The organism is Tolypothrix campylonemoides VB511288_2 (assembly GCF_045999855.1).
In the GTDB taxonomy this organism is placed as follows: domain Bacteria; phylum Cyanobacteriota; class Cyanobacteriia; order Cyanobacteriales; family Nostocaceae; genus Scytonema; species Scytonema bouteillei_A.
Genome location: NZ_JBFPMW010000007.1, coordinates 243523 through 264079, shown reverse-complemented (window position 1 = coordinate 264079; position 20557 = coordinate 243523). Strand labels below are relative to the sequence as shown.

Annotated in this window: 15 protein-coding genes; 11 read left to right on the top strand and 4 right to left on the bottom strand. The window is 38.9% G+C overall.

Translation table 11 applies throughout. The features are described 5' to 3' along the window. Window positions 1–131 precede the first annotated feature (131 nt). Window positions 132–839 carry a ribose-5-phosphate isomerase RpiA gene (gene rpiA, locus AB0756_RS22355; protein ID WP_038083575.1) on the top strand — a complete coding sequence of 236 codons (708 nt, stop codon included), beginning with the start codon at window positions 132–134 and terminating at the stop codon, window positions 837–839. Window positions 840–1045: 206 nt separating this feature from the next. Here rpiA and AB0756_RS22350 read toward each other — a convergent pair whose 3' ends face one another. Next, the gene (locus AB0756_RS22350; protein ID WP_050046852.1) at window positions 1046–1288 is read right to left on the bottom strand and encodes a hypothetical protein; all 243 of its coding nucleotides are present in this window, start codon (window positions 1286–1288) and stop codon (window positions 1046–1048) included. Between the two features lie 359 nt (window positions 1289–1647). On the opposite strand from AB0756_RS22350, the gene AB0756_RS22345 reads away from it, so the two are divergent. Then, a complete protein-coding gene (locus AB0756_RS22345; protein ID WP_038083577.1) occupies window positions 1648–2829 on the top strand; it encodes an aldo/keto reductase in 1182 nt (393 codons plus the stop codon). A 33-nt stretch (window positions 2830–2862) separates the two neighbouring features. Next, window positions 2863–3603 carry a superoxide dismutase gene (locus AB0756_RS22340; RefSeq protein WP_038083579.1) on the top strand — a complete coding sequence of 247 codons (741 nt, stop codon included), beginning with the start codon at window positions 2863–2865 and terminating at the stop codon, window positions 3601–3603. 123 nt (window positions 3604–3726) lie between these two features. Here the strand turns inward: AB0756_RS22340 and AB0756_RS22335 are convergent, their stop codons facing one another. The 3 genes from AB0756_RS22335 to rsmG form a co-directional block, all read right to left on the bottom strand. Beyond that, complete coding sequence (locus tag AB0756_RS22335; protein WP_202048655.1) at window positions 3727–4440, bottom strand: hypothetical protein; 714 nt, start codon at window positions 4438–4440, stop codon at window positions 3727–3729. Next, entirely contained in the window at window positions 4434–5741 is a 1308-nt protein-coding gene (locus AB0756_RS22330) for an AAA family ATPase (RefSeq protein ID WP_038083588.1), read from the bottom strand. Before AB0756_RS22330 ends, AB0756_RS22335 begins: the two co-directional genes overlap by 7 nt. A gap of 188 nt (window positions 5742–5929) precedes the next feature. Then, on the bottom strand, window positions 5930–6667 hold the full coding sequence (gene rsmG / locus AB0756_RS22325) for a 16S rRNA (guanine(527)-N(7))-methyltransferase RsmG (RefSeq protein WP_408019866.1): 738 nt from the start codon (window positions 6665–6667) through the stop codon (window positions 5930–5932). 429 nt (window positions 6668–7096) lie between these two features. Between rsmG and AB0756_RS22320 the strand changes: the two genes are divergently transcribed. The 8 genes from AB0756_RS22320 (at window position 7097) to AB0756_RS22285 (ending at window position 20548) form a co-directional block, all read left to right on the top strand. After that, window positions 7097–8350 (top strand): ABC transporter substrate-binding protein, encoded by a 1254-nt coding sequence (locus tag AB0756_RS22320; protein WP_038083597.1) that lies wholly within the window; start codon window positions 7097–7099, stop codon window positions 8348–8350. Window positions 8351–8624: 274 nt separating this feature from the next. Then, entirely contained in the window at window positions 8625–9575 is a 951-nt protein-coding gene (locus AB0756_RS22315; protein ID WP_038083599.1) for a branched-chain amino acid ABC transporter permease, read from the top strand. Window positions 9576–9593: 18 nt separating this feature from the next. Beyond that, window positions 9594–9824 (top strand): hypothetical protein, encoded by a 231-nt coding sequence (locus AB0756_RS22310; RefSeq protein WP_038083671.1) that lies wholly within the window; start codon window positions 9594–9596, stop codon window positions 9822–9824. Next, entirely contained in the window at window positions 9821–10084 is a 264-nt protein-coding gene (locus tag AB0756_RS22305; RefSeq protein WP_050046851.1) for a ParE family toxin-like protein, read from the top strand. Before AB0756_RS22310 ends, AB0756_RS22305 begins: the two co-directional genes overlap by 4 nt. A gap of 23 nt (window positions 10085–10107) precedes the next feature. Beyond that, window positions 10108–11031 carry a branched-chain amino acid ABC transporter permease gene (locus AB0756_RS22300; protein WP_038083601.1) on the top strand — a complete coding sequence of 308 codons (924 nt, stop codon included), beginning with the start codon at window positions 10108–10110 and terminating at the stop codon, window positions 11029–11031. A 20-nt stretch (window positions 11032–11051) separates the two neighbouring features. Beyond that, complete coding sequence (locus AB0756_RS22295) at window positions 11052–11846, top strand: ABC transporter ATP-binding protein (RefSeq protein WP_038083604.1); 795 nt, start codon at window positions 11052–11054, stop codon at window positions 11844–11846. 26 nt (window positions 11847–11872) lie between these two features. Beyond that, a complete protein-coding gene (locus AB0756_RS22290) occupies window positions 11873–12595 on the top strand; it encodes an ABC transporter ATP-binding protein (protein ID WP_038083673.1) in 723 nt (240 codons plus the stop codon). 759 nt (window positions 12596–13354) lie between these two features. Then, on the top strand, window positions 13355–20548 hold the full coding sequence (locus AB0756_RS22285; RefSeq protein ID WP_237265947.1) for a sigma-70 family RNA polymerase sigma factor: 7194 nt from the start codon (window positions 13355–13357) through the stop codon (window positions 20546–20548). Window positions 20549–20557 lie beyond the last annotated feature (9 nt).

Here is a 20557-nt window from a genome sequence, read left to right as displayed (position 1 = left end):
AACCCATTCCGTGACGAATTTTGACTTAGTATTGTTGCCAACTGCTTGCTTCTTTCTCTCAAAACCGTTTTGCGTACCTTTACCTTTTTCCCTTACCCTAAACTATAGTTTATTTTTGAGGAGCTTTGGGAATGAGCGCAGCAGACCCCACCAAGTTAATGAAGCAAGAAGTCGGCAAAGCCGCCGCTGCTTTGGTAGAATCAGGTTCTATTGTTGGGTTGGGTACAGGGTCAACGACAGCATATGCAATTCAGTTTTTGGGCGATCGCCTTAAGTCTGGTGAAATCAAAGATATTGTTGGTGTCCCCACCTCATTTCAAGCAGAGGTGCTGTCCAAGCAGTATGGTATCCCGCTAACCACTCTAGATGCTATCGATCGCATTGATATTGCCATTGATGGTGCAGATGAAGTCGATCCTCAAAAAAATTTAATCAAAGGGGGCGGTGCAGCCCACACTCGCGAAAAAGTCGTTGATTATCTGGCAAACAGGTTTATTGTCGTTGTCGATGCTGGTAAACTAGTAGACCGATTGGGTTCCGTATTTGCCGTACCCGTAGAAGTCATCCCAATGGCAGTAACCCCAGTGACACGAGCAATTGAGAAATTGGGCGGTAAACCAGAACTCCGCATGGGTGTTAAAAAAGCAGGTCCCGTTATTACCGACCAAGGGAACATGGTGATAGATGTTAAATTTGACACAATCAGCGATCCCGTAAATCTAGAAAAAACGCTAAACAACATTCCCGGTGTTTTGGAGAATGGGATTTTTGTCAATTGTGTCGATTTAGTGTTAATTGGAGAAGTTAAAGACGATCAACCGATAGTTAGGCAATTGTAATAAGAAAGCGAGTAGGGAGTAGGGGTGTCTCTCGTTTCCTGGCTCCGCCTGGGAATGCGGAAAAGCGAGGCGAAACCTGGCTTTTCCAACCAACTACAGGACGAGGAATCTCCTATGAATTCATTTCCATGCAGAGCATGGGAACGAGGGATTGTAAAAAAGGTATATTCTTGACTCCCTACTCACTTTTTTAAGTTAGTTAAAATTTAATCTTGTCTATAAGTATTATCTTTAGCATCCATTAACCACATTTTTTCAAGGAAGACTCTTCGCCGACGAAGAACAACAGTACGATATCTTTTATAAGTTGTCATTCCGAGTAGTAAAACTATAGGTAAAGAAATAATAAAAAAGCCTATAAGATTGAGAGTATAGGCATCAGCAGCACCCTTAGAATTAGAATAAGTATTCACATTTGTGGTTGGCTGAGTGCTGATGTGATGTGGCATTGATACCTCCGGAGATTTTTTAGTGGAACTAACCGAGACTTCACAGAGAACGTTTCATTTTACGCAATACTCGGATAAGTTTCCGGGTACATTGCCTAATTCAAGCTCTTTTCCGTTATTCCGTCCTGGTATTACTGCTTTTACACAGATACGTCAAGATGGTATAAATACTTAAAATGAGCTAGTGTATTGTATTTTTTATCAACCCATGGTAAGTAAAAAATGAAATCCATTCTTTACACGACCATAATTTAAATGTAAATCAATCTTTGGCAAGATGTGTGGCTGAAAGGCAACACTAATGTCATAACATACAACTAAAAATCCAAAATCCAAAATCCAAAATTTAACGTCTAATAATGCTTTACAGACGATTTGGGCGCACAGAATTAAAAATGCCTGTTTTTTCCTGCGGTGGCATGAGATATCAATATAAATGGCAGGACATACCACAGTGGCAAGTCCCTCGCGATAATCAAGAAAATTTAGAAGCGACGATTCGACGAGCAGTAGAATTGGGAATTAATCATATCGAAACCGCCCGTGGTTACGGGAGTTCGGAAATGCAGTTGGGAAGAATCTTGCCCGCTTTTGAGCGCGAAAAGTTGATTGTTCAAACCAAAATCAGCCCTAACGCTAATGTTAAAGAATTTCAACGAGATTTTGAAAAATCGCTAAAAAATCTTCGCCTGGACTATGTTGACTTACTAGCAATACATGGTATTAATAATGCTGAGTTATTGAATCATACCATTCGTCCTGGTGGTTGTTTGGAGTTCGTACACAAACTTCAAGCACAAGGAAAAGTGAAGTTTATTGGCTTTTCCACACACGGTGCAACAGATATTATTATTCAAGCAATTAATACCAACCAGTTTGATTACATCAACTTGCACTGGTATTACATCAATCAAGCCAACTGGTCTGCTATTGAAGCTGCAACCCGCCTTGATATGGGAGTATTTATTATTAGCCCCTCTAATAAAGGAGGGATGTTATATGAACCCCCACAAAAACTTGTAGAACTTTGTAAGCCTCTCAGTCCAATGGTTTTTAACGATTTATTTTGTTTGAGCCATTCCCAAGTTCATACCTTAAGTGTGGGTGCTGCTAAACCACAAGATTTTGACGAACACTTAAAAACATTAGATTTGCTAGATAATTCATTGGAAATTTTGCCACCTATTTTGGCTCGATTGGAAGAAGAAGCAATCGCGGTTTTAGGAGAAGATTGGGTCAAAACTTGGCATATTAATTTACCAACTTATGAGAAAACTCCAGGGTATGTGAACATTCCAGTCATTTTGTGGTTGAGAAATTTGGCTTTGGCATACGATATGGTGGACTATGCCAAAATGCGATACAACCTGCTTGGCAATGGAAGTCATTGGTTTCCCGGCACTCAAGCAGAGAAAATACGGCAATTAGACTTGCGGGAATGTCTCAGCCGCAGCCCTCACGCAGAAAAAATTCCTCGCTTTTTAATAGAAGCACATCAGATGTTAGCAGGTGAAGCAAGACAGAGGTTGTCGCAAAGCTGATAAATTATGAATTATAAATTATGAATATTGAATATGACTGTTAATCGCCGTCATTTCTTGTTTTTACTTGGATCTAGTGCTGGTGTTTTGGCTTTAGATGCTGGTACTTTTGCACAAAAGACTCCCAGTAGAAAGCAGCCTAATTCTAATGCACCAGGTGCTATTCAACTACCACCACTACCCTACTCGTACAATGCGTTGGAGCCTCATATAGATGCCAAAACCATGCAGTTTCATCACGATAAACACCACGCGACTTATGTAAAAAACTTGAATGCTGCATTAAACAAGCATCCAGAATTGAAAGGAAAAAGCGTTGAAGCTCTTCTTCGCAACCTTAACAATCTACCAGAAGATATTCGTACAACGGTACGCAATAATGGTGGCGGTCATGCGAATCATGCAATGTTTTGGAGAATTATGAAGCCAAAAGGTGGTGGAGAACCTACAGGTGCGATCGCATCCGCCATTAAAGAAAGTTTTGGCAGTTTTGCAAGTTTTAAAAAGCAGTTTAATGAAGCGGGTGTCGGTCGTTTTGGCAGTGGTTGGGTTTGGCTCGTGCGGACTAAAGATGGTAACCTTGCTGTGATGACGACACCCAATCAAGATAGTCCTATAGTTGAAGGAAACTACCCCATTATGGGTAATGACATATGGGAACATGCATATTACCTCAAGTATCAAAATCGTCGTGCCGATTATTTAAAGGCATGGTGGAATGTTCTAAACTGGGATGAAATTAACAAGCGTTTTGTTGCCTCAAGTACAAGGTAGTAAAGGATACACATCTTCATTGCTTCTCATCTTTAAAGGGGAACTCAAGTTCCCCGAGTCAATTTAGGCGATCGGGTGCATCCTTAATTTCACAAAACGTAAATTCAAACATAATTTTAAAATTTAAGGATTTTGACCAAAATTACTAAGATAATTGTAAAGTTCGCGAAATAGAGGGCATCTTTGTTGAACTTCATTTGGCTGTATTTGCAGTAATAGCAAAGGAGTATGTAACCCTTTAGAAAAGCGTGTTACGCTTCGATCAAACTCATCTAAAACACTTGACTCAATAAGTGCCTCTGATAACTTTTCTTGACAACAATCCCTTTCATAGTCATATTCACTAAATGATTCTGGACTATCAAAAGGAATATTTCTTTGTGTACTTAGCCACCAACGCATATGCTGATGTCTGTTCTTAAAATCTGGATGTTTAGCTATTGAATTATTCCAATCTGCTATAATCCAAGACTCTAATTCAGGAGCAGCAAATCCAACAAATTTGGAGATGCTAGCACTTTCTGGTATTTTTGATATCGTTGTCAAAATTTTTTCTCTTTGATTCTCTGGGTTTCGGCAATCTAAATCGTCAAAAACTAAAATTAAATCGCATTTGTTGGGTTCATATTGTAAGGTAATAGGTAGTTGGTCGCTGATTTGAGCGACCAAGCTTTGACCTGTTCTTCCATAACTAACTCCTTTATTAGGCTTAGGACCAGGTTTTTGACGAACTGGTGTTTTTCTTTCAAATCTACATCTAGGAAAGTTTTTTTGCAAAAAAGGAATTAATCCTCTAACTTCTGCTTCTCCACCGCCAGCAAAAACCCATATTACCACGGCCATCCTCCAATACTAGGATCGCCAACGCGATATAAATCACCTAATTGCCATCCTTCTTCAAGTTTTTGATTGAGCATTTCTTTGGAAAGTGTTTTGATAGAGAAATGGGTTTCATCTTTTGAATAAAAACAAAGAACATTCTCTAGACAATCGGTAAAATGATCCAAAAGATCGGGGCTATATGTAGTAATAATTACTTGAGTCTTAGTTGCTGCTTTTTTAATCCATTCAGCTAAAATTGGCATCCAAGATATGTGTAAGCCCAGTTCCGGTTCATCAATAACTAGTAATGAAGGAAGAATTGGAGAATTTAATATAGTAGCCCAACATAGCATTCTAACAGTTCCATCTGATAGTTCATTTAAATAAAAAGCTTCTTTAATATCTTGAAAATACCATTCTACAGTCAGAGATAAGCGACCTGAGCGTATAGGTCTGAGCCGACGTGTTTTTGGTAAAATGGATTTTATGGCGTTGTTGATACCTTCATCAAAATCAATATCTTCCTGAATTAAATTCTCTAAGACCAATGCTAAATTATCTCCAGACGGAGATAAATAAATATCGCTACCTCCGATTTTAGGCTCTGCTGTTCTGATTTGATTCAAATCCATATTGTTAGCATTATAAAATTGCCAATTAGAAATAAATTCAACCAAATCCCTTCTAATTCTATAAATAGGCGTACTTTCAGGAGGGTATTCACTATCTTCCAGCAATCGAGGAATGGCAGAAAGACCTAAAGAACTAGTACTAATATTGTCTAAAGGCTTAAAATGAGTACTTAAACTTTGTCCTGGTGTCTTATAAACAGATACAACACCTTTTCCTGCTTCTTGATTGTGAAATTGATAATAATAGAAAGGTTGCGATATACCTGATTCATATAAATCTTCCCCACTATACAAAAATTCCTCAGCGACGCTAACTCTAGGTGTATTCTTATCAACATAAATTTTCAGATCGAGAATTTCTCCATCTTTTTTAGAAAAGCTAGTTTGTGAAAAGGGCAAAAAACAGTATGCCAATCTTACTACAGCAGGACTTGCTACACTGCTATCTAAAATTCTATTACCACCAATTTGAGTAACTCCATTCTCAAAACTACTAACCCCTCTAATTTCATCAGGAATATTAATTAAGCTATCTTTTAAAAATTTTAAACAGTTGATAAAGTTACTTTTTCCCGAACCGTTTGAACCGATAAAAATATTGAGGTTCGTGAGATTGACCTCTTTATCTAAGGACAAATTTTTATAATTTTTGGTAGCTAGAAAGCGAAGAAGGGTTTGATTCATAGTGTTGTAAGTCAGTTGCAGATGGTCAATTGTTATTAAAGTTGACTTTTTCGTATAGGACAAAAACTTTACGAAAATTAAATGATTGCTACTACCAATGTTTCACACCTTCGCCGTTTTGCTGAAGCCGAAGAATAGTAGAAAATCAAGTTTTGAAGTTTTTTCACTGAAGTAGTCTCTTATTATACTTAAAGAGGCTTTTGCGTAGGGACACCAACAGCACGAGGAAACTGAGATGGTGTAGTTCCTACTTTCCGTAAATAAAGACAGTGACGAATGCTGTGAGTGAGGGGAGTAGTAAATTCTTCGACTGATTCAATTGTCCCACCAAGTTGTTGAACGGCATTTTCTAAAGACGTTGCTTCTTCTTCCGTCCAATTACCCCGATAAATGACGGCTAATCCGCCCTGTTTTAACAACGGTAAGGTATATTCGGCGCAGACAGAAGCTGTTCCGACAGCACGTATGAGAGCAACATCATACCGCTGTCGGTGTTGGCTTTGATGAGCGATCTCTTCTGCTCTCCCGATCGCCGTTTTAATGTTAGTCAGGTGAAGGTCATCTTTGACGCGATCGAGAAAAGCAACTTTTTTCCGAGTGGAATCTAGAAGAGTTACAGTGCTATCAGTAACAGTCATGGCTACTGGGATACCAGGAAAACCCGCACCAGTTCCAATATCAATAAATGTCGGAGATTGGGGAGATGAAGGAAGTGAGGGAGTAGACTCTTCTTTGTCAGGTGTGTTTTCTTGTGCTTGTCTTGAAAGCAAAAAAGCAATTCCCCGTAGAGAATCCCAAAGATGCTTTTCCCAAAACTCTTGAGGATCGGTGATGCGAGTCAAATTTTGTTGGCTGTTCCCGGATAAAATCAACTCGTAAAGCTTTTGGAAAAGATCTTGCTGCTGGACTGTGGGAGTCCAATTCATGGTTTGCTGCCAGATATTTACCATATCAGGCAAAAAAGGCGAATTCAAGTTATTCACAATTTTTAGGTTTGCCGATAAACTTTTGCTATGCCAATGACTGTATAAGCTAATGAGTGTAGAAGTTACAGATTTTTCATGAGAACTGTTATTAGGTAGTAGTTAGTGGCTGTGGGATGTAGCCACTCTGCATTTCACCACTCACCAATAACCACTAACAACTAACAGCTTTCATGTCAAATATGTAAATTCAATACGTAACCGCTTAAAGCAGTATCTTAAGTTACGTTTTTTAGTAAAAATGCTACGGATTTTTTACAATAGCACCTTGCATTAACTCTGACAACTGCTTAGTATTTTAATCCTTAGCTGATATATCAAGTCTCTTTCTTGAGTTTATCAAGCATACACGGAAACCTGCTTTATTCGACCATGAAAAAAACAACTACTTTAACAACTGCATTATTCGCAACTTGTGCCATGCTGCTGACAGCATGCGGGGGTGGTTCAACCACTAGTACCAATACAGAAACTAATGGTAACACGAGTACTAGCTCTACAACTAACACGGCTGCGACGGCAAACACATCAAGTGAAATTCCCATCGGTATTGCCTTTGCACAAACAAGTAATGTCGCTTTGCTCGGTCAAGAAGGTGTTGCTGGGGCAAAAATTGCCCAGAAGTATTTTAATGAGAAAGGCGGCGTTAATGGCACTCCAATTAAACTGGTATTCCAGGATACTAGTGGTGATGAAGCAGGGGCGATTAATGCTTTTCAAACTTTAATTAACAAAAATAAAGTAGTTGGAATTGTGGGTCCAACTTTGTCACAGCAAGCTTTTGCAGCCGATCCTTTTGCCGAAAAAGCCAAAGTTCCAGTGATTGGAGCATCAAATACTGCAAAAGGAGTACCAGAAATAGGTGATTATGTTGCACGTGTATCAGCACCTGTTTCTATTGTTGCTCCTAATTCAGTCAAAACTGCTCTTAAAGAAAATCCTAAGATTAAGAAAGTAGCAGTCTTTTTTGCACAAAATGATGTATTTAGCAAATCAGAAACAGAGATTTTTCAGAAAACAGTTAAGGATCAAGGACTGGAAATTGTAACAGTTCAAAAATTTCAAACCACGGATACAGATTTTCAAGCCCAAGCAACTAATGCTATTAACTTAAAACCCGATCTGATCGTTGTTTCGGGTTTGGCTGCTGATGGAGGGAATTTAATCCGACAATTAAGAGAATTGGGCTATAAAGGTTTAATCATTGCTGGAAATGGACTGAACACGGGAAAAGTTTTCGCAGTGTGTCAAGCATTTTGTGATGGTGTGATTATTGCTCAAGCTTACAGCCCTGAATATTCTGGAGAAGTTAACAAAGAATTCCGTGCTGCTTATTTAAAGCAATATAATGAAGAACCGCCCCAGTTTAGCGGTCAAGCTTTTGCCGCAGTGCAGGTGTATGTCGAAGCTCTGAAATCTTTAGATAAAAAATCAAAAATTAGTACATTACCCTTACCTCAACTGCGGACAGAATTAAATAAAGAGCTACTATCAGGAAAGTACAATACTCCTCTTGGTGAGATTGCTTTTACTCCTGTAGGCGAGGTAATTCAAAAAGAATTTTATGTTGCTCGAATTACGATGGATAAAAGTGCCAAGAAAGGTAAATTTGCTATTTTAAAGTAGTCAAAATCAATTCCGTACACAAGGGTGCATTCCGTTTTTGCAAATTCCGTCAGAATAGAATTCTGGGGCTATACAAACCAAGCCCGCGCAGGCGGGCTTTGTATTAAGTCCACGTAGGTGGACTTTGTTTGTATAGTCGCGATTTTCAATCGCCCGATGTTTTTTTTAATTGGGATGCTCCCGCACACAAAGAGGTATAAATTTGGGTAACGGGCATCAATGTATGTTTGATAATGCCCTTTACCCAATACCTCATGCTCTATTTTCCAAACAGATGAATTTCAGTCTATTTTTACAACAATTTTTCAACGGATTATCTATCGGTAGCGCCTACGCTATTTTTGCCTTGGGGTACACTTTGGTTTACTCTATTTTAGGTATTATTAATTTAGCTCATGGCGCAGTCTTTACCTTGGGTGCATATTTCACATATGCACTTATGGGTGGTACTTTTGGATTTAATGGTGTTCTGGCTAATGCAACTCTGCCAATACGATTACCCTTCCCTGTTGCTATGATTTTGGGAAGTGTTTTGGCTGGGTTGATAGGCGTGGCGATTGAACGCATTGCCTTTCTCCCTTTACGACAACGAGGTTCTGACCCATTACTAACGGTGGTTTCTAGCTTGGGTGTAGCATTTGTTATCGTTAACTTAATACAGTATTTAGTTGGTGCAGAAAGTTATACTTTTCCAGAAAATACTTACGGTAACTTACCAGTTTCTATCAACTTTGGCGCACCAAACAGCCCAATTCGTATTCGTAGCGCTCAGTTGGTAATTTTTGCTGTCTCTGCGATCGTTGTGACAATTCTAACTTTTTTTATCAGTAACACAAAATACGGTAAGGCAATGCAGGCGATCGCAGAAGACCCCACAACTTCAAGCTTACTGGGAATAAACAGCGATCGCTATATCGTACTGACATTTTTCATTAGCAGTTTTATTGCAGGAGTCGCGGGAACTTTAGTCGCCACTAGCGTCAGCATTGCTGGACCGTACTTCGGGCTTGGTTTTGGGTTGAGGGGTTTATCGGTGATTGTCTTGGGCGGATTGGGTAGCATCCCTGGTGCAGTCTTGGGCGGTTTACTTATCGGGTTAGTCGAAGCATTTGTCCCTGGGGAGTATTCCGGTTACAAAGATGCCGTTGCTTTTGGCATTTTGTTTATTATGCTGTTAGTGCGACCTCAAGGTTTACTTGGTCGTCGGTTTATTCAAAAAGTCTAGTCTATGGAAGGTCGGAATATGTCATCTACAGCTATTACCACCATGGTAAAAATGATGGAGTCATTACCTGAAGACTTACAAAACCAAATTGTTGAACACCTTCGTGAGTATATTGAAGATTTAACAGATGAGATGCAATGGGATGCTACGTTTCAAAAAACTCAGCAGCAACTTATAGCTGCTGCTCGAAAAGTTAAACAGGAAATAGCAGAAGGAAAGGCTTCCCCACTAAATTATGACCAGTTATGAAGTCTGCTACTTTACCTTCCTTTTGGGAGACTTATAGTTCTTTAAATGATGATACTAAAAATAGTGCGAGGAAAGCATATCGCTTGTGGAAACAAAACTCTTTTCACCCATCTTTACACTTTAAATGTATTAATCAGGAGGAAAGTATTTGGTCTGTTAGAATAACCCGTGGCTACCGAGCTATTGGTATTTTGGAGGGTGATACAGTCACATGGTTTTGGATTGGTAAACATGAAGATTATGAGAGATTTTTCTCTTAACTACATCTCAGTGACAATACTTTATGGCTGAATTTTTTACGACTTATGGAGCTCTTATCGTCTCTATGGTATCGGGGGCGCTTCTGGGGCTATCTCTGTACTTACCTCTGATGGCTGGGCAATTGTCTCTAGCAAGTCCCGGCTTCTATGCTTTGGGTGGGTATATTGCTGCTATTCTCTCGACAACTATTTTTTCTACCACCGGGGTTTTTCCCGTTCCACTGCTATTGCTGGAAATGCTGATAGCAGGTATTGTTTCTGGTTTACTGGGAGTAGCAGTGGGAGTACCAGCGCTGCGGTTGCGGGGGATTTATTTGGCGATCGCGACCATTGCTCTTGTAGAAGTTCTGCGAGTGTTAGCTCTAAACTTAGACATTACGGGTGGGGCTGTGGGTATTTTCGGTATTCCTCAACCTTTCTCCGAACCAATTGAGTATTTATGGATTGCGCTACCATTACTGATTGTGAGTATGGTGCTGATTTATCGCTTGGAACGTATAAAAGTTGGTAGGGCGTTCTTGGCGATTCGCGAGGATGAATTAGCTGCGAGCGCAATGGGTATAAATCCAACTTACTACAAAGTTCTGGCATTCACTTTAGGATGTATTCTTGCGGGAGTAGTTGGTGCAATCAACGCTCACGTCCTCAACACGTGGAATTCACGTCAAGGGACATTTGATACGAGTATTAACTATCTCACTTTTGTGTTAATTGGTGGTTCCAGAACTTTTTTAGGTTCGGTAGTAGGAGGTATGGTGTTCACAGCTTTACCAGAGGTGTTAAGAGCAATGGCAGATACGGGCGGTATACCTCCTTGGTTGGCACAATTATTGCGAGATGGCAGGTTAATTATTTTTGGACTGCTGATTGTCATTGGGACGATCTTTTTTCCCCAAGGTCTTGTGACTCCAGATATATTTAAGAAGCGCAGAAAACGCCGCACGTAGGTAGAGTGACCACCTGACTGATGACTCAAGAAACTTTCACTAAAAATTCTGAATTATCCTTACTAGAAGCTAAAAACTTAACCCGCCGTTTTGGGGGTTTAGTAGCAGTCAATAATGTATCTTTTCATGTAAATAAATATGAAATTTTTGGACTGATCGGTCCTAACGGTGCTGGGAAAACTACACTATTCAATTTAATTACGGGCTTAATTACACCTTCTAGCGGTCATTTAATTTATCAAGATAGAGACATTTCTCGATTGCGTCCTCACAAAATCGCAGGTTTGGGGATTGCGCGAACATTTCAAAACATTCGCTTGTTTGGCGAACTCTCAGCGTTAGAAAATGTTGTTATAGCAAGGCATTTGCATACCAAGAGTAGTATGATGCAGGGGATTTTGGGCTTGCCTCCTGCTCCTAAAGAAGAACAAAACAGCAAACGAAGAGGGGTAGAATTATTAGGGCTGGTTGGTTTAAGCGATCGCCTGGATGAAAAAGCGAAAAACTTTGCCTATGGTGACCAAAGGCGTTTGGAAATAGCACGCGCTCTTGCTTTAGAACCACAGGTCTTACTTTTAGATGAACCAGCAGCTGGTATGAATCCCAGTGAAAAGCACCAATTGAGTGAGTTTATCCGCAACTTACGCCAAAGCTTTAACTTAACTATCGTTTTGATCGAGCATCATGTTCCCTTAGTTATGGGTTTGTGCGATCGCATAGCTGTTTTGGATTTTGGTCAATTGATCGCTTTGGGTGAGCCATCTGTTGTCAGAAACGATCCAGCTGTGATTGAAGCATATTTGGGCAATGAATAAATCTTTTAACCGCTAACTGAATGCAGATGAACGCAGATAATTTGAGAATTTTAGAGCTGAAAGACCTTTACGTAAATTATGGGGGTATTCAAGCTTTAGAAAATATTAATTTATTTATTAATAGTGGAGAAGTCGTCACTCTTGTGGGTGCTAATGGTGCGGGGAAAACAACGACTCTCCGCGCTATATCTAAGATAGTGAATCCCCGTCGTGGTGAAATTCTTTATAACGGACGCAATATCACTCGCCGTCAGCCTCATGAAGTTGTGCAACTCGGTATTGCTCACTCTCCTGAAGGACGAAGGGTATTAGCACGACAAACCGTGTATGACAATTTGTTATTGGGTGCTTATATTCGAGGCGATCGAGCAGAAATTAAAGCAGATATTCAGCAACAATTTGAGTTATTTCCCCGCTTGTCACAAAGGCGCAATCAATTGGCGGGAACTCTCAGTGGAGGGGAACAACAAATGCTCGCCATAGCTCGTGCTTTGATGAGTAGACCAAAACTTTTGCTGTTAGATGAGCCTAGTTTGGGTTTAGCACCTGCGATCGTGAGAGAAATTTTTAGCATTATTGAAAACTTACGCGCTACGGGTGTGACTATTTTGTTGGTTGAACAAAACGCCAACCTCGCTTTACAAATTGCGGATCGCGGTTATGTTTTGGAAGCGGGTTGCATTACTTTATCAGGTCGAGCATCGGAATTAATGACCGATGAGCGAGTTAGAAAAGCTTATTTGGGGTAATAAGCTTGCATTTGTACTCAATATTGAATGGAGTAAGCTAATAATTCTTTAACTTGCACAACCTCAAGAAACCTAGCTCTTGTGACACGGGCGTCCTTGAACGTACTTAAAGTGCATTCTTAAAAGCGCAAGGGCTTATACTAAATCCGTTTTCTAACCCCTTTTAGCCTAGCGATTGGAAATCGCGGCTATACAAACGAAGTCCGCCTACGCGGACTAAATGATAAAGGCGATACAAGACGAAGATTCAGTATTATGCTTGCGCGTGAGTTCGTTGTGTCCAGTTTGATTCTTTGTGCTTAATTAATTGATAAGCTTATCATTGTATTCCAAGCGACCAACTTTGTTAATTTTTATTAAAAATTGTAAAAAATAATATAGTAATTGAGGAAAAACATCGCTTTCACAAAACTTGTCGGTCTACTGAGTATATTTATAAGCTCTGCCGAAAAGCTCTATGAGCGTCGCAGCCCATGATGTTAAATCTACAATACGGACAAAAAACACGATATAATATATACTAAATATGTCATGCTGATATCCGGGCATGACTAACCCCCAATCTGTATCAGCCTAAGTCAATCAACAGACCTTTAATGAATCAGCTTGAGGTTGGTTAGCTTAATCGTTCACTTTTGTCTTTCACTGGCTGATAAAACTTATTGAAAGTTGTTAAATTCAATCAAAGAGCAAAAGTAATGGGTGAATGCAAAGGATTTTTATTTTGGTAATAACCGATATGATTTCTCTTATAATTAGATGTCTGACAGATTACTACACCTAGATGATGTAAAAAACATAAGAAAACCAGAACAAGTAGCAGCAATATTTCAAAAACTTGGGTACAAAGCCATTTGCGAATTGCTTGATGTTACAGATTTAGAACTTTCAAAGAGTAGTACTCAAGCTGTTAATCATGTCTACTTAATTGCAAACCAAGGAAATGCAGAGTTACAGGTTCTTCTGTTTCAACTTAAACCGTCAGAATGGCTTTCGCTTGATGCAGTTTCTTATAGAATGCAAGCTATTGCCAAAAGCCTCTGTCAGCGATTGTCTTATTTTTTATTATTATGCACAAGGGACTACAGCCAGTTAATGCTCGTAAGTCCTCGCATGAGCTTTGATGCTCGAATGAATTTTAGGCTCAATATTAACAAATATTTCATCAACACTGCTGACCCTAGTTATCATGACCTAAATCGATTAGAAAAAATTGCTGCTTTTTCACTTGAGCCCCAAACGCTTCACCGAATTCAACATGAAGCACTTAGATTTAGAGAACTTCAAAAGCAATACGAAACCCAAGATTCAATTCGCTGGTATCTACAACAAATTGGTCGAATTAAATTATTAAAGGCATCAGAAGAAATTTTTCTTGCTCGTCAAGTTGCACAGTTAGAAGCGTTAGAAAACATTAGACAACGATTACAAAAACAACATCAACGTAATCCTCAAGATGAAGAGTTAGCCTTAGAATTTGGTATATCCGTATCACTGCTGCGTGAACGAATAGCAAATGGGCGCTTTGCTAAAAATAAGCTAATACAGGCAAATCTACGGTTAGTTGTTTCCATTACTAAGAATTACATAAATCGAGGGGTTGATTTTTTAGATTTAATTCAAGAAGGGAATTTGGGATTAATTAAAGCAGTTGAGAAATTTGATTACACAAAAGGTTACCAACTATCAACCTATGCAACTTGGTGGATTAGGCAGGGTATAAGACGAGCGATTAATAATCAATCCCGCACAATTCGCCTACCAGTTCACTTGTGGGAAAAAATTTCCTTAATTAAAAAAACAACTAAGCAACTTTCTCAAGAAATTGGTCGTCTTCCCAAACAAAAAGAAATTGCTGCTAGTTTAGATGTAACAGATGAATATTTACAATCTATTGTTAAATCTGCCTTACCAATAATTTCTTTAGATACACCAATTGGTAGTGGAGAAGATAATGTATTAGCAGATGTTATTGAATTCGATGGAGACACACCGGAAGCTTGTTTAATTAAAACTTGTTTGCGAGAAGAATTAGAAAGTATCTTATCAATACTTCAACCGCGAGAACGCCAGATTTTAGAGATGCGATATGGTGTAGACGATGGATACGAGAAAACTTTGGAGGCAATTGGTCAGCAATTTGGTTTAACCCGTGAACGCATTCGTCAAATTATCAATAAAACAATCAGTAAATTATATAGTGAAATCCCCAGAATAAGCAGATTGTCGAAATTGATACCTCAAATTGTTAATTCTACACCAGAAACTTTTGTTTTATCAAATGCTTCAACAAAGAAATTCAATTTAGAAGAAACAACCGTAATCCATAACTTTAAAAAAGAGAACAATCTTGGCATCGTTGTTATGAAAGAAGTTATGAAAAAAATGAATTCAAGTCAAAGGGCTCAGACTATGGAATATAATTCTAAAAATTTACTTGAACAACTTGGTTCTTTAAAACAGGATTTTAACCAACTAAGTGAAAAATTAACCAGGGCAGCTAGAGAGTTCCAGCATCCTGGTATACCAATAACCGAAGAATTAATTTCAGAATTAGGCGAATGCCGAGTCAATTTTGTAAAATTGCGTGACAGAACCCTAGAATTAGCAGTTAAATATGAAGTATCTCCTATCCCTAAGAAGATCGAACTTCTTTCATATCATGACATCGAATCTTTAGCGCAAAATATAGGCGAGTTGGAAAAGAAAAAGTTAGATAGTGAGCAACTAGTTCATCAAGCTTTGATGATTTTACAGCGTGTTTTATCAATTGTTCATCGAGTAGAAAATGATTTCCAACCTTTAGTAGAGTGTCAAGTAAGAGCCAACGAACTCTACCAAGCCATTATAAAATCCCAAGAGTGTGAACATCCCGATATCAAAAATTTAACTGATGGTGCTCATCCATTATCGAAATTACTGACATTAATTACACACTGGGAAGATTTAGATGATGATAGTTTGGCAGACCTTCAAGATTCTGTGTCTGAAACATTTGGTAGAACTTTGTCTATAGCAGCAGTAAGAGGAAAACTAACTGTTAAAGAAGACTTTATACAAGGCATAACATTACCTTCAAGTATTAAAACTGATGTTCAAAGCTTCTATGCCGAAACTCATCAAACAGAAAAATTCTCTGTGAAACAAGCAACTAAAGAGCAATCAAATGTACTACAGGGGAACACAGAAATTGCATCACATAATAATCAAGTTATAGGAGAATTTCAGACAAAGGAAACATTAATTACAACTCCAGAAAATTTAGCTAAAAGAGAATTTATAATTACAGATAAGCCCAAAGTGGTAATAAACCAGAATGCTTTTGGAGAAAAGAAGACAGAAGAAGTACAGCCCCAAGATCGGCTAACCCTAGAAGATATAGAGGAACAAAATACTATATCTATCAGCGAAGAAGAACCACTAGCCCTTCGCAAACAAATTTGGAAACTACTTAGAGAAAACCAACTTTGTTTGGCTTATTATTTAGCACGTAGTTTAGAAGATATTTACCCCAATTCTCAATTAAATATACCATCAGGAATAATTCGAGGAGTTATTTTAGGTTGCCATATACGCTATGATTTCGGATTGGGAGAAATTGCTAACATTCTCAGAAGCGATTTTACAAACCTTACGAATAACTATTTTACTGATGGAGATAATGATTGGAACCAAGCTGTTAGTTTGCTTTTAGCCACTGCTGCTCTCCGTCCAGCATTACTTGCCCCAAATACTCACGCTCCAGCAATACTTCTCTCACTTAGATTGGGAGAAGGTCTGAGTCAGCTTTATCGGTACTGCCAAACTATAGGTAACTTCGGAAACCAAGGTTTAGCCTTGGATACGACAGCCATTAAAACAGTCAGAAATCAGACGTTGTGGGAAGCCGATGTTACTGCTTTACGTAAGCAAGTTGAAGTTTGGTGGACTCAAGCACCACGTTTAAATATGATTTATGGTCCTGCTAAGGCAGTTTGGAATGAGTGGATAAAGCCAAATCAACTTATTTATTCTCTTATATTGCCAATTCAACAAAACGATTTGAGCAGGCTAGATGCTGTTAAAAATTATGTGGGGCAATTGTCGTCAGAAACTCAAATTAATGATGAAGTCAAACGCAAACAGCGCGAACTAGGTTTAATTCGTGGTAGTAGTGATACTATCACTGGTCTAGCTCTCAATCAAATTCGCCAGCACGTTCGGGAAGCCGTTGATTTTGCTCGCCAGTGGATTTCTTTACAAGAACCTTGCACGAGAAATCGTAATAATTATGACTACAGTCAAGCTCAACTATTGCAACAAGATTTGGCAAGCCTTTACACTTCTGTTTTGCAACAACTGAATGCTTTCGATAAGAGTAATTCATCAGTCCTGATAAAAGCTGGAGTTTACTGTTGTAAAAAAGCAATCGAAAATATTAGCAATCTTTTTGAACCAAATGCCACATTACCAACAGTAGAATTTGATTTAAAATATCTCCTCAATGCAGAATTGCTCAAATTACCTTCAGTGCCTATGGATTCTAATTGGCAACCTGAAGTCAAAAGCCCAAATTTGTTTGTGAAGGAAATAATTAATTTTTGTAAGGAAAATAATTTCAATTGGGAACAAGCTTTCCATGCAAGGTGTACCTGTCAAGACCATGAGGCAACTGGACGAATTATTGAGTATCTTCGAGTCTATCCAGAGAAATCAATTGATATAGATAAATTAGAGCAGCAACGTAAAGCTAGTATTAAACATTGTCGCGATGAATTAGAGAAAACAGTTAAAAATACTAGAAAATTACTGGAAGATAATGTTGCTTTGGGTTTACTTAGAGAAACCGAGCGATTACACTATGCATCTCAGATAGAAAAAATAGAAGCCTCTACAAAAAAAACTCTACGTTTTTATGAAAAAAACTTATATCTTTCAGAGATTGGTCAAGCGATAAATGCTAAACGGCAGGAAAGCATTAATGAGACTAGGAGCAAACTAATTAAACTAATTGAAGAAATGGGGGAAGACAATCCTGCATATGCTCGAATTAGCAATGTGTTGGATACAGGTGATGTCCTGACTGCTAATGAATATATAGATATGGTGCAGCAAGGAAGACAAATACCCGAACCAGAAAATAGGAGAGAAGCCTTTAAAGACTTCTTTAAGGAGAATTATTTTTCTATAGAAGACGTACTTGAGCCTGCTGACAGAAATCCAAACAAGCGACGCGAACTAATAAATAACATTGCTCAGCGCATCAGTATTGGACCTCTACAGATGCGGCAGGTACCCGGTGCCCAGGCAAAGCAAGCATCTAAAATGCTCGATACTTGGTTTGCAGTCAAAGGAAGAAAGCAAGCAATCACAGATAAAGATGCTAGTCAAATTCTAAGCAGCTTCGGTTTTAACACTGACAATATTATTATCAAAAAAGTTGGGAATCATACCTGGATTGATGTCACCACTGAGCCGATTCAAGACAAAAAGCGTTGTTCCATGCCCGCTTTTGGTTCAGAGGCAAAAGGTCGTTATCGTATTCTCTGCGTATGGGACAGACCTTCAGAAGAAGAAATTCTTAATGCTGTTGGACACACTTCTCATGGCTCTGCGGTACTAGTGTTTCATTTTGGACGGATGTCAGAAAAAAGGCGTAGAGACCTAGCCCGATTGTGTCGGGAACGCCGTCGTACCTTTATCGTTATTGACGATGCTGTCATCTTCTATCTTTGTGGAGAAAGGGGCGCACGTCTATCAATATTATTTGAGTGTACCTTGCCCTTCACTTTCTTAGAACCATATACGACTACTTCAGGGTTTGTTTCCCCAGAAATGTTTTACGGACGGGAACGGGAACGAGACTCGATTATTTCTCCTACGGGTTCTTGTTTTATTTACGGGGGACGACAGTTAGGTAAAACGGTTTTACTGCGTTCAGTGGAGCGTGAGTTTCACTCACCTAATGAAGGGAAAATTGCACTTTGGCTCGACCTTAAATCAGAAGCAATCGGTTACGATAGGGATATTGATGAAATTTGGAATTTACTGGCCTCAGAATTTAGAAAAATCGGAGTAATTTCTGATAATAAATCTAATCGTGTAAAAGCAGACGAACTGCTAAAAGAAATTGAAACTTGGCTGAACCAGGATACAAACCGCAAGATTCTGTTGTTACTAGATGAAGCAGATAAATTTCTGGAAGCTGATGGTAAAAAACGCACAGCAGACAATGACGAAAAAGGAGATTTTATTCGTTCTGCTCGTTTGAAAGGATTAATGGACAGAACAAATCGTCGTTTCAAAGTAGTATTTGCTGGCTTGCACAACGTACAGCGTACTACCAAATTGGAGAACCATCCTTTAGCACATTTGGGAGAGCCTATTTGTATTGGTCCACTGTTGAATAATGGTGAAATGCGGGAGGCAAGAGCCTTAATTGAACGACCATTTGCTAGCATTGGCTATAGCTTTGATTCGCCCGATTTAGTCACGCGTATTCTCTCACAAACTAACTATTATCCAAGCCTTATACAACTTTATTGTCAACAATTACTCCGGCACATTACTAATCCTGATGTTGCTAATTTTGATATCCACAATGGTCCACCTTATACTATTACTTCACAGCAAGTTGATGATGCCTACAACAATCAGGACTTACGTAAAGCTATTCGCGATCGCTTTATCTGGACACTGCAATTAGACCAGCGCTACGAAGTGATTGCCTACACAATTGCCTATGGCTCTATAGAGAGCGAAAATGGCATGGTAAATGGGTTTAATTTGTCTTGGATTCGTAATGAAATACTAACATGGTGGTACGAAGGTTTCCAAGGTTTATCATCAGATGAAATTCTAGTTTTACTAGAAGAAATGGTCGGATTAGGGGTTTTACGTGTCACTAGTACGGGTGGATTTACCCTTAGAAGTCCCAATGTACTACTCCTTATGGGAACCCTAGAAGAAATAGAAGTAACACTCTTGCAGCCTCGTGAAATACCTCTAGAATATGAGCCTGCGACTTTTCGTTCAGCTATTGGTATAAAGGAAGACTCTAGGCGCAGTCCCCTAACAGCCCAGCAAGAATCAAAACTGCTGCTGGCTGAAAACGGAGTCTCTATTATATTTGGCTCTCAGGCAGCAGGACTTGATGACTTGGATCTTTATGCCAAATCAGTTGTGAGTAAGAAAAAGGAATATTTTGATAAATATTTGGATAACATCTCATCTTTAGATGAATTTAGCCAAAGCTTGAATCGTCTAATTCGTAATCGCCAAAAAGAAGGTACAACAATCATTTTTGTGTCTGCTTTAGCCAAGTGGAATCATCACTGGATTGATGAAGCAATTGCACAGATTGGAAGGTTGAGATCAAACAATTCTTTTGTGCGAATAGTTTTTATTGCTGACCCTCAAATAGCATGGGACTTAATCTGTGATCGTAGCACAGAATTGAATCGTGTTAACAGAATAACCACTTTGAGTTTAAAACCTTGGCATGATGTAGCTCTACGGCAATGGCTACAAGATTGTAATTTTCCCAGTGATAAAAATAGTCGAGAAAAAATCACTACAGGGACAGGAAATTGGTCAGCATTACTGCATCGTTTCTACCAAAATTCCAAATCTGACATACACCGTTGGGAATTGCATTTAGAAAGAATCAAAGATTCATTCAATGACAGCCAAGAAGCACTTTATTTTACTACAGAACATTTAGGGATTGACCTTTACGAACAACAAAAAGTCTTACGAGTTTTAGCTCAATTGTGTCAAATGTCTCCTGATGGCAAAGTGTCTCTTAATGATTTAGTAGATTTTATTCATGACCTCCAGACAGAAGTTGTGAATAAAGTTTTAAAATGGGCAGACCTACTTAGCCTAGCCAACCCTGTAGGTAAGAAAGACGGTCAGGAATATTGGCGTGTAGAGCCAGTTATTGGTCATATCCTCGAAGCTATTGGAGAATAAGACTTAACC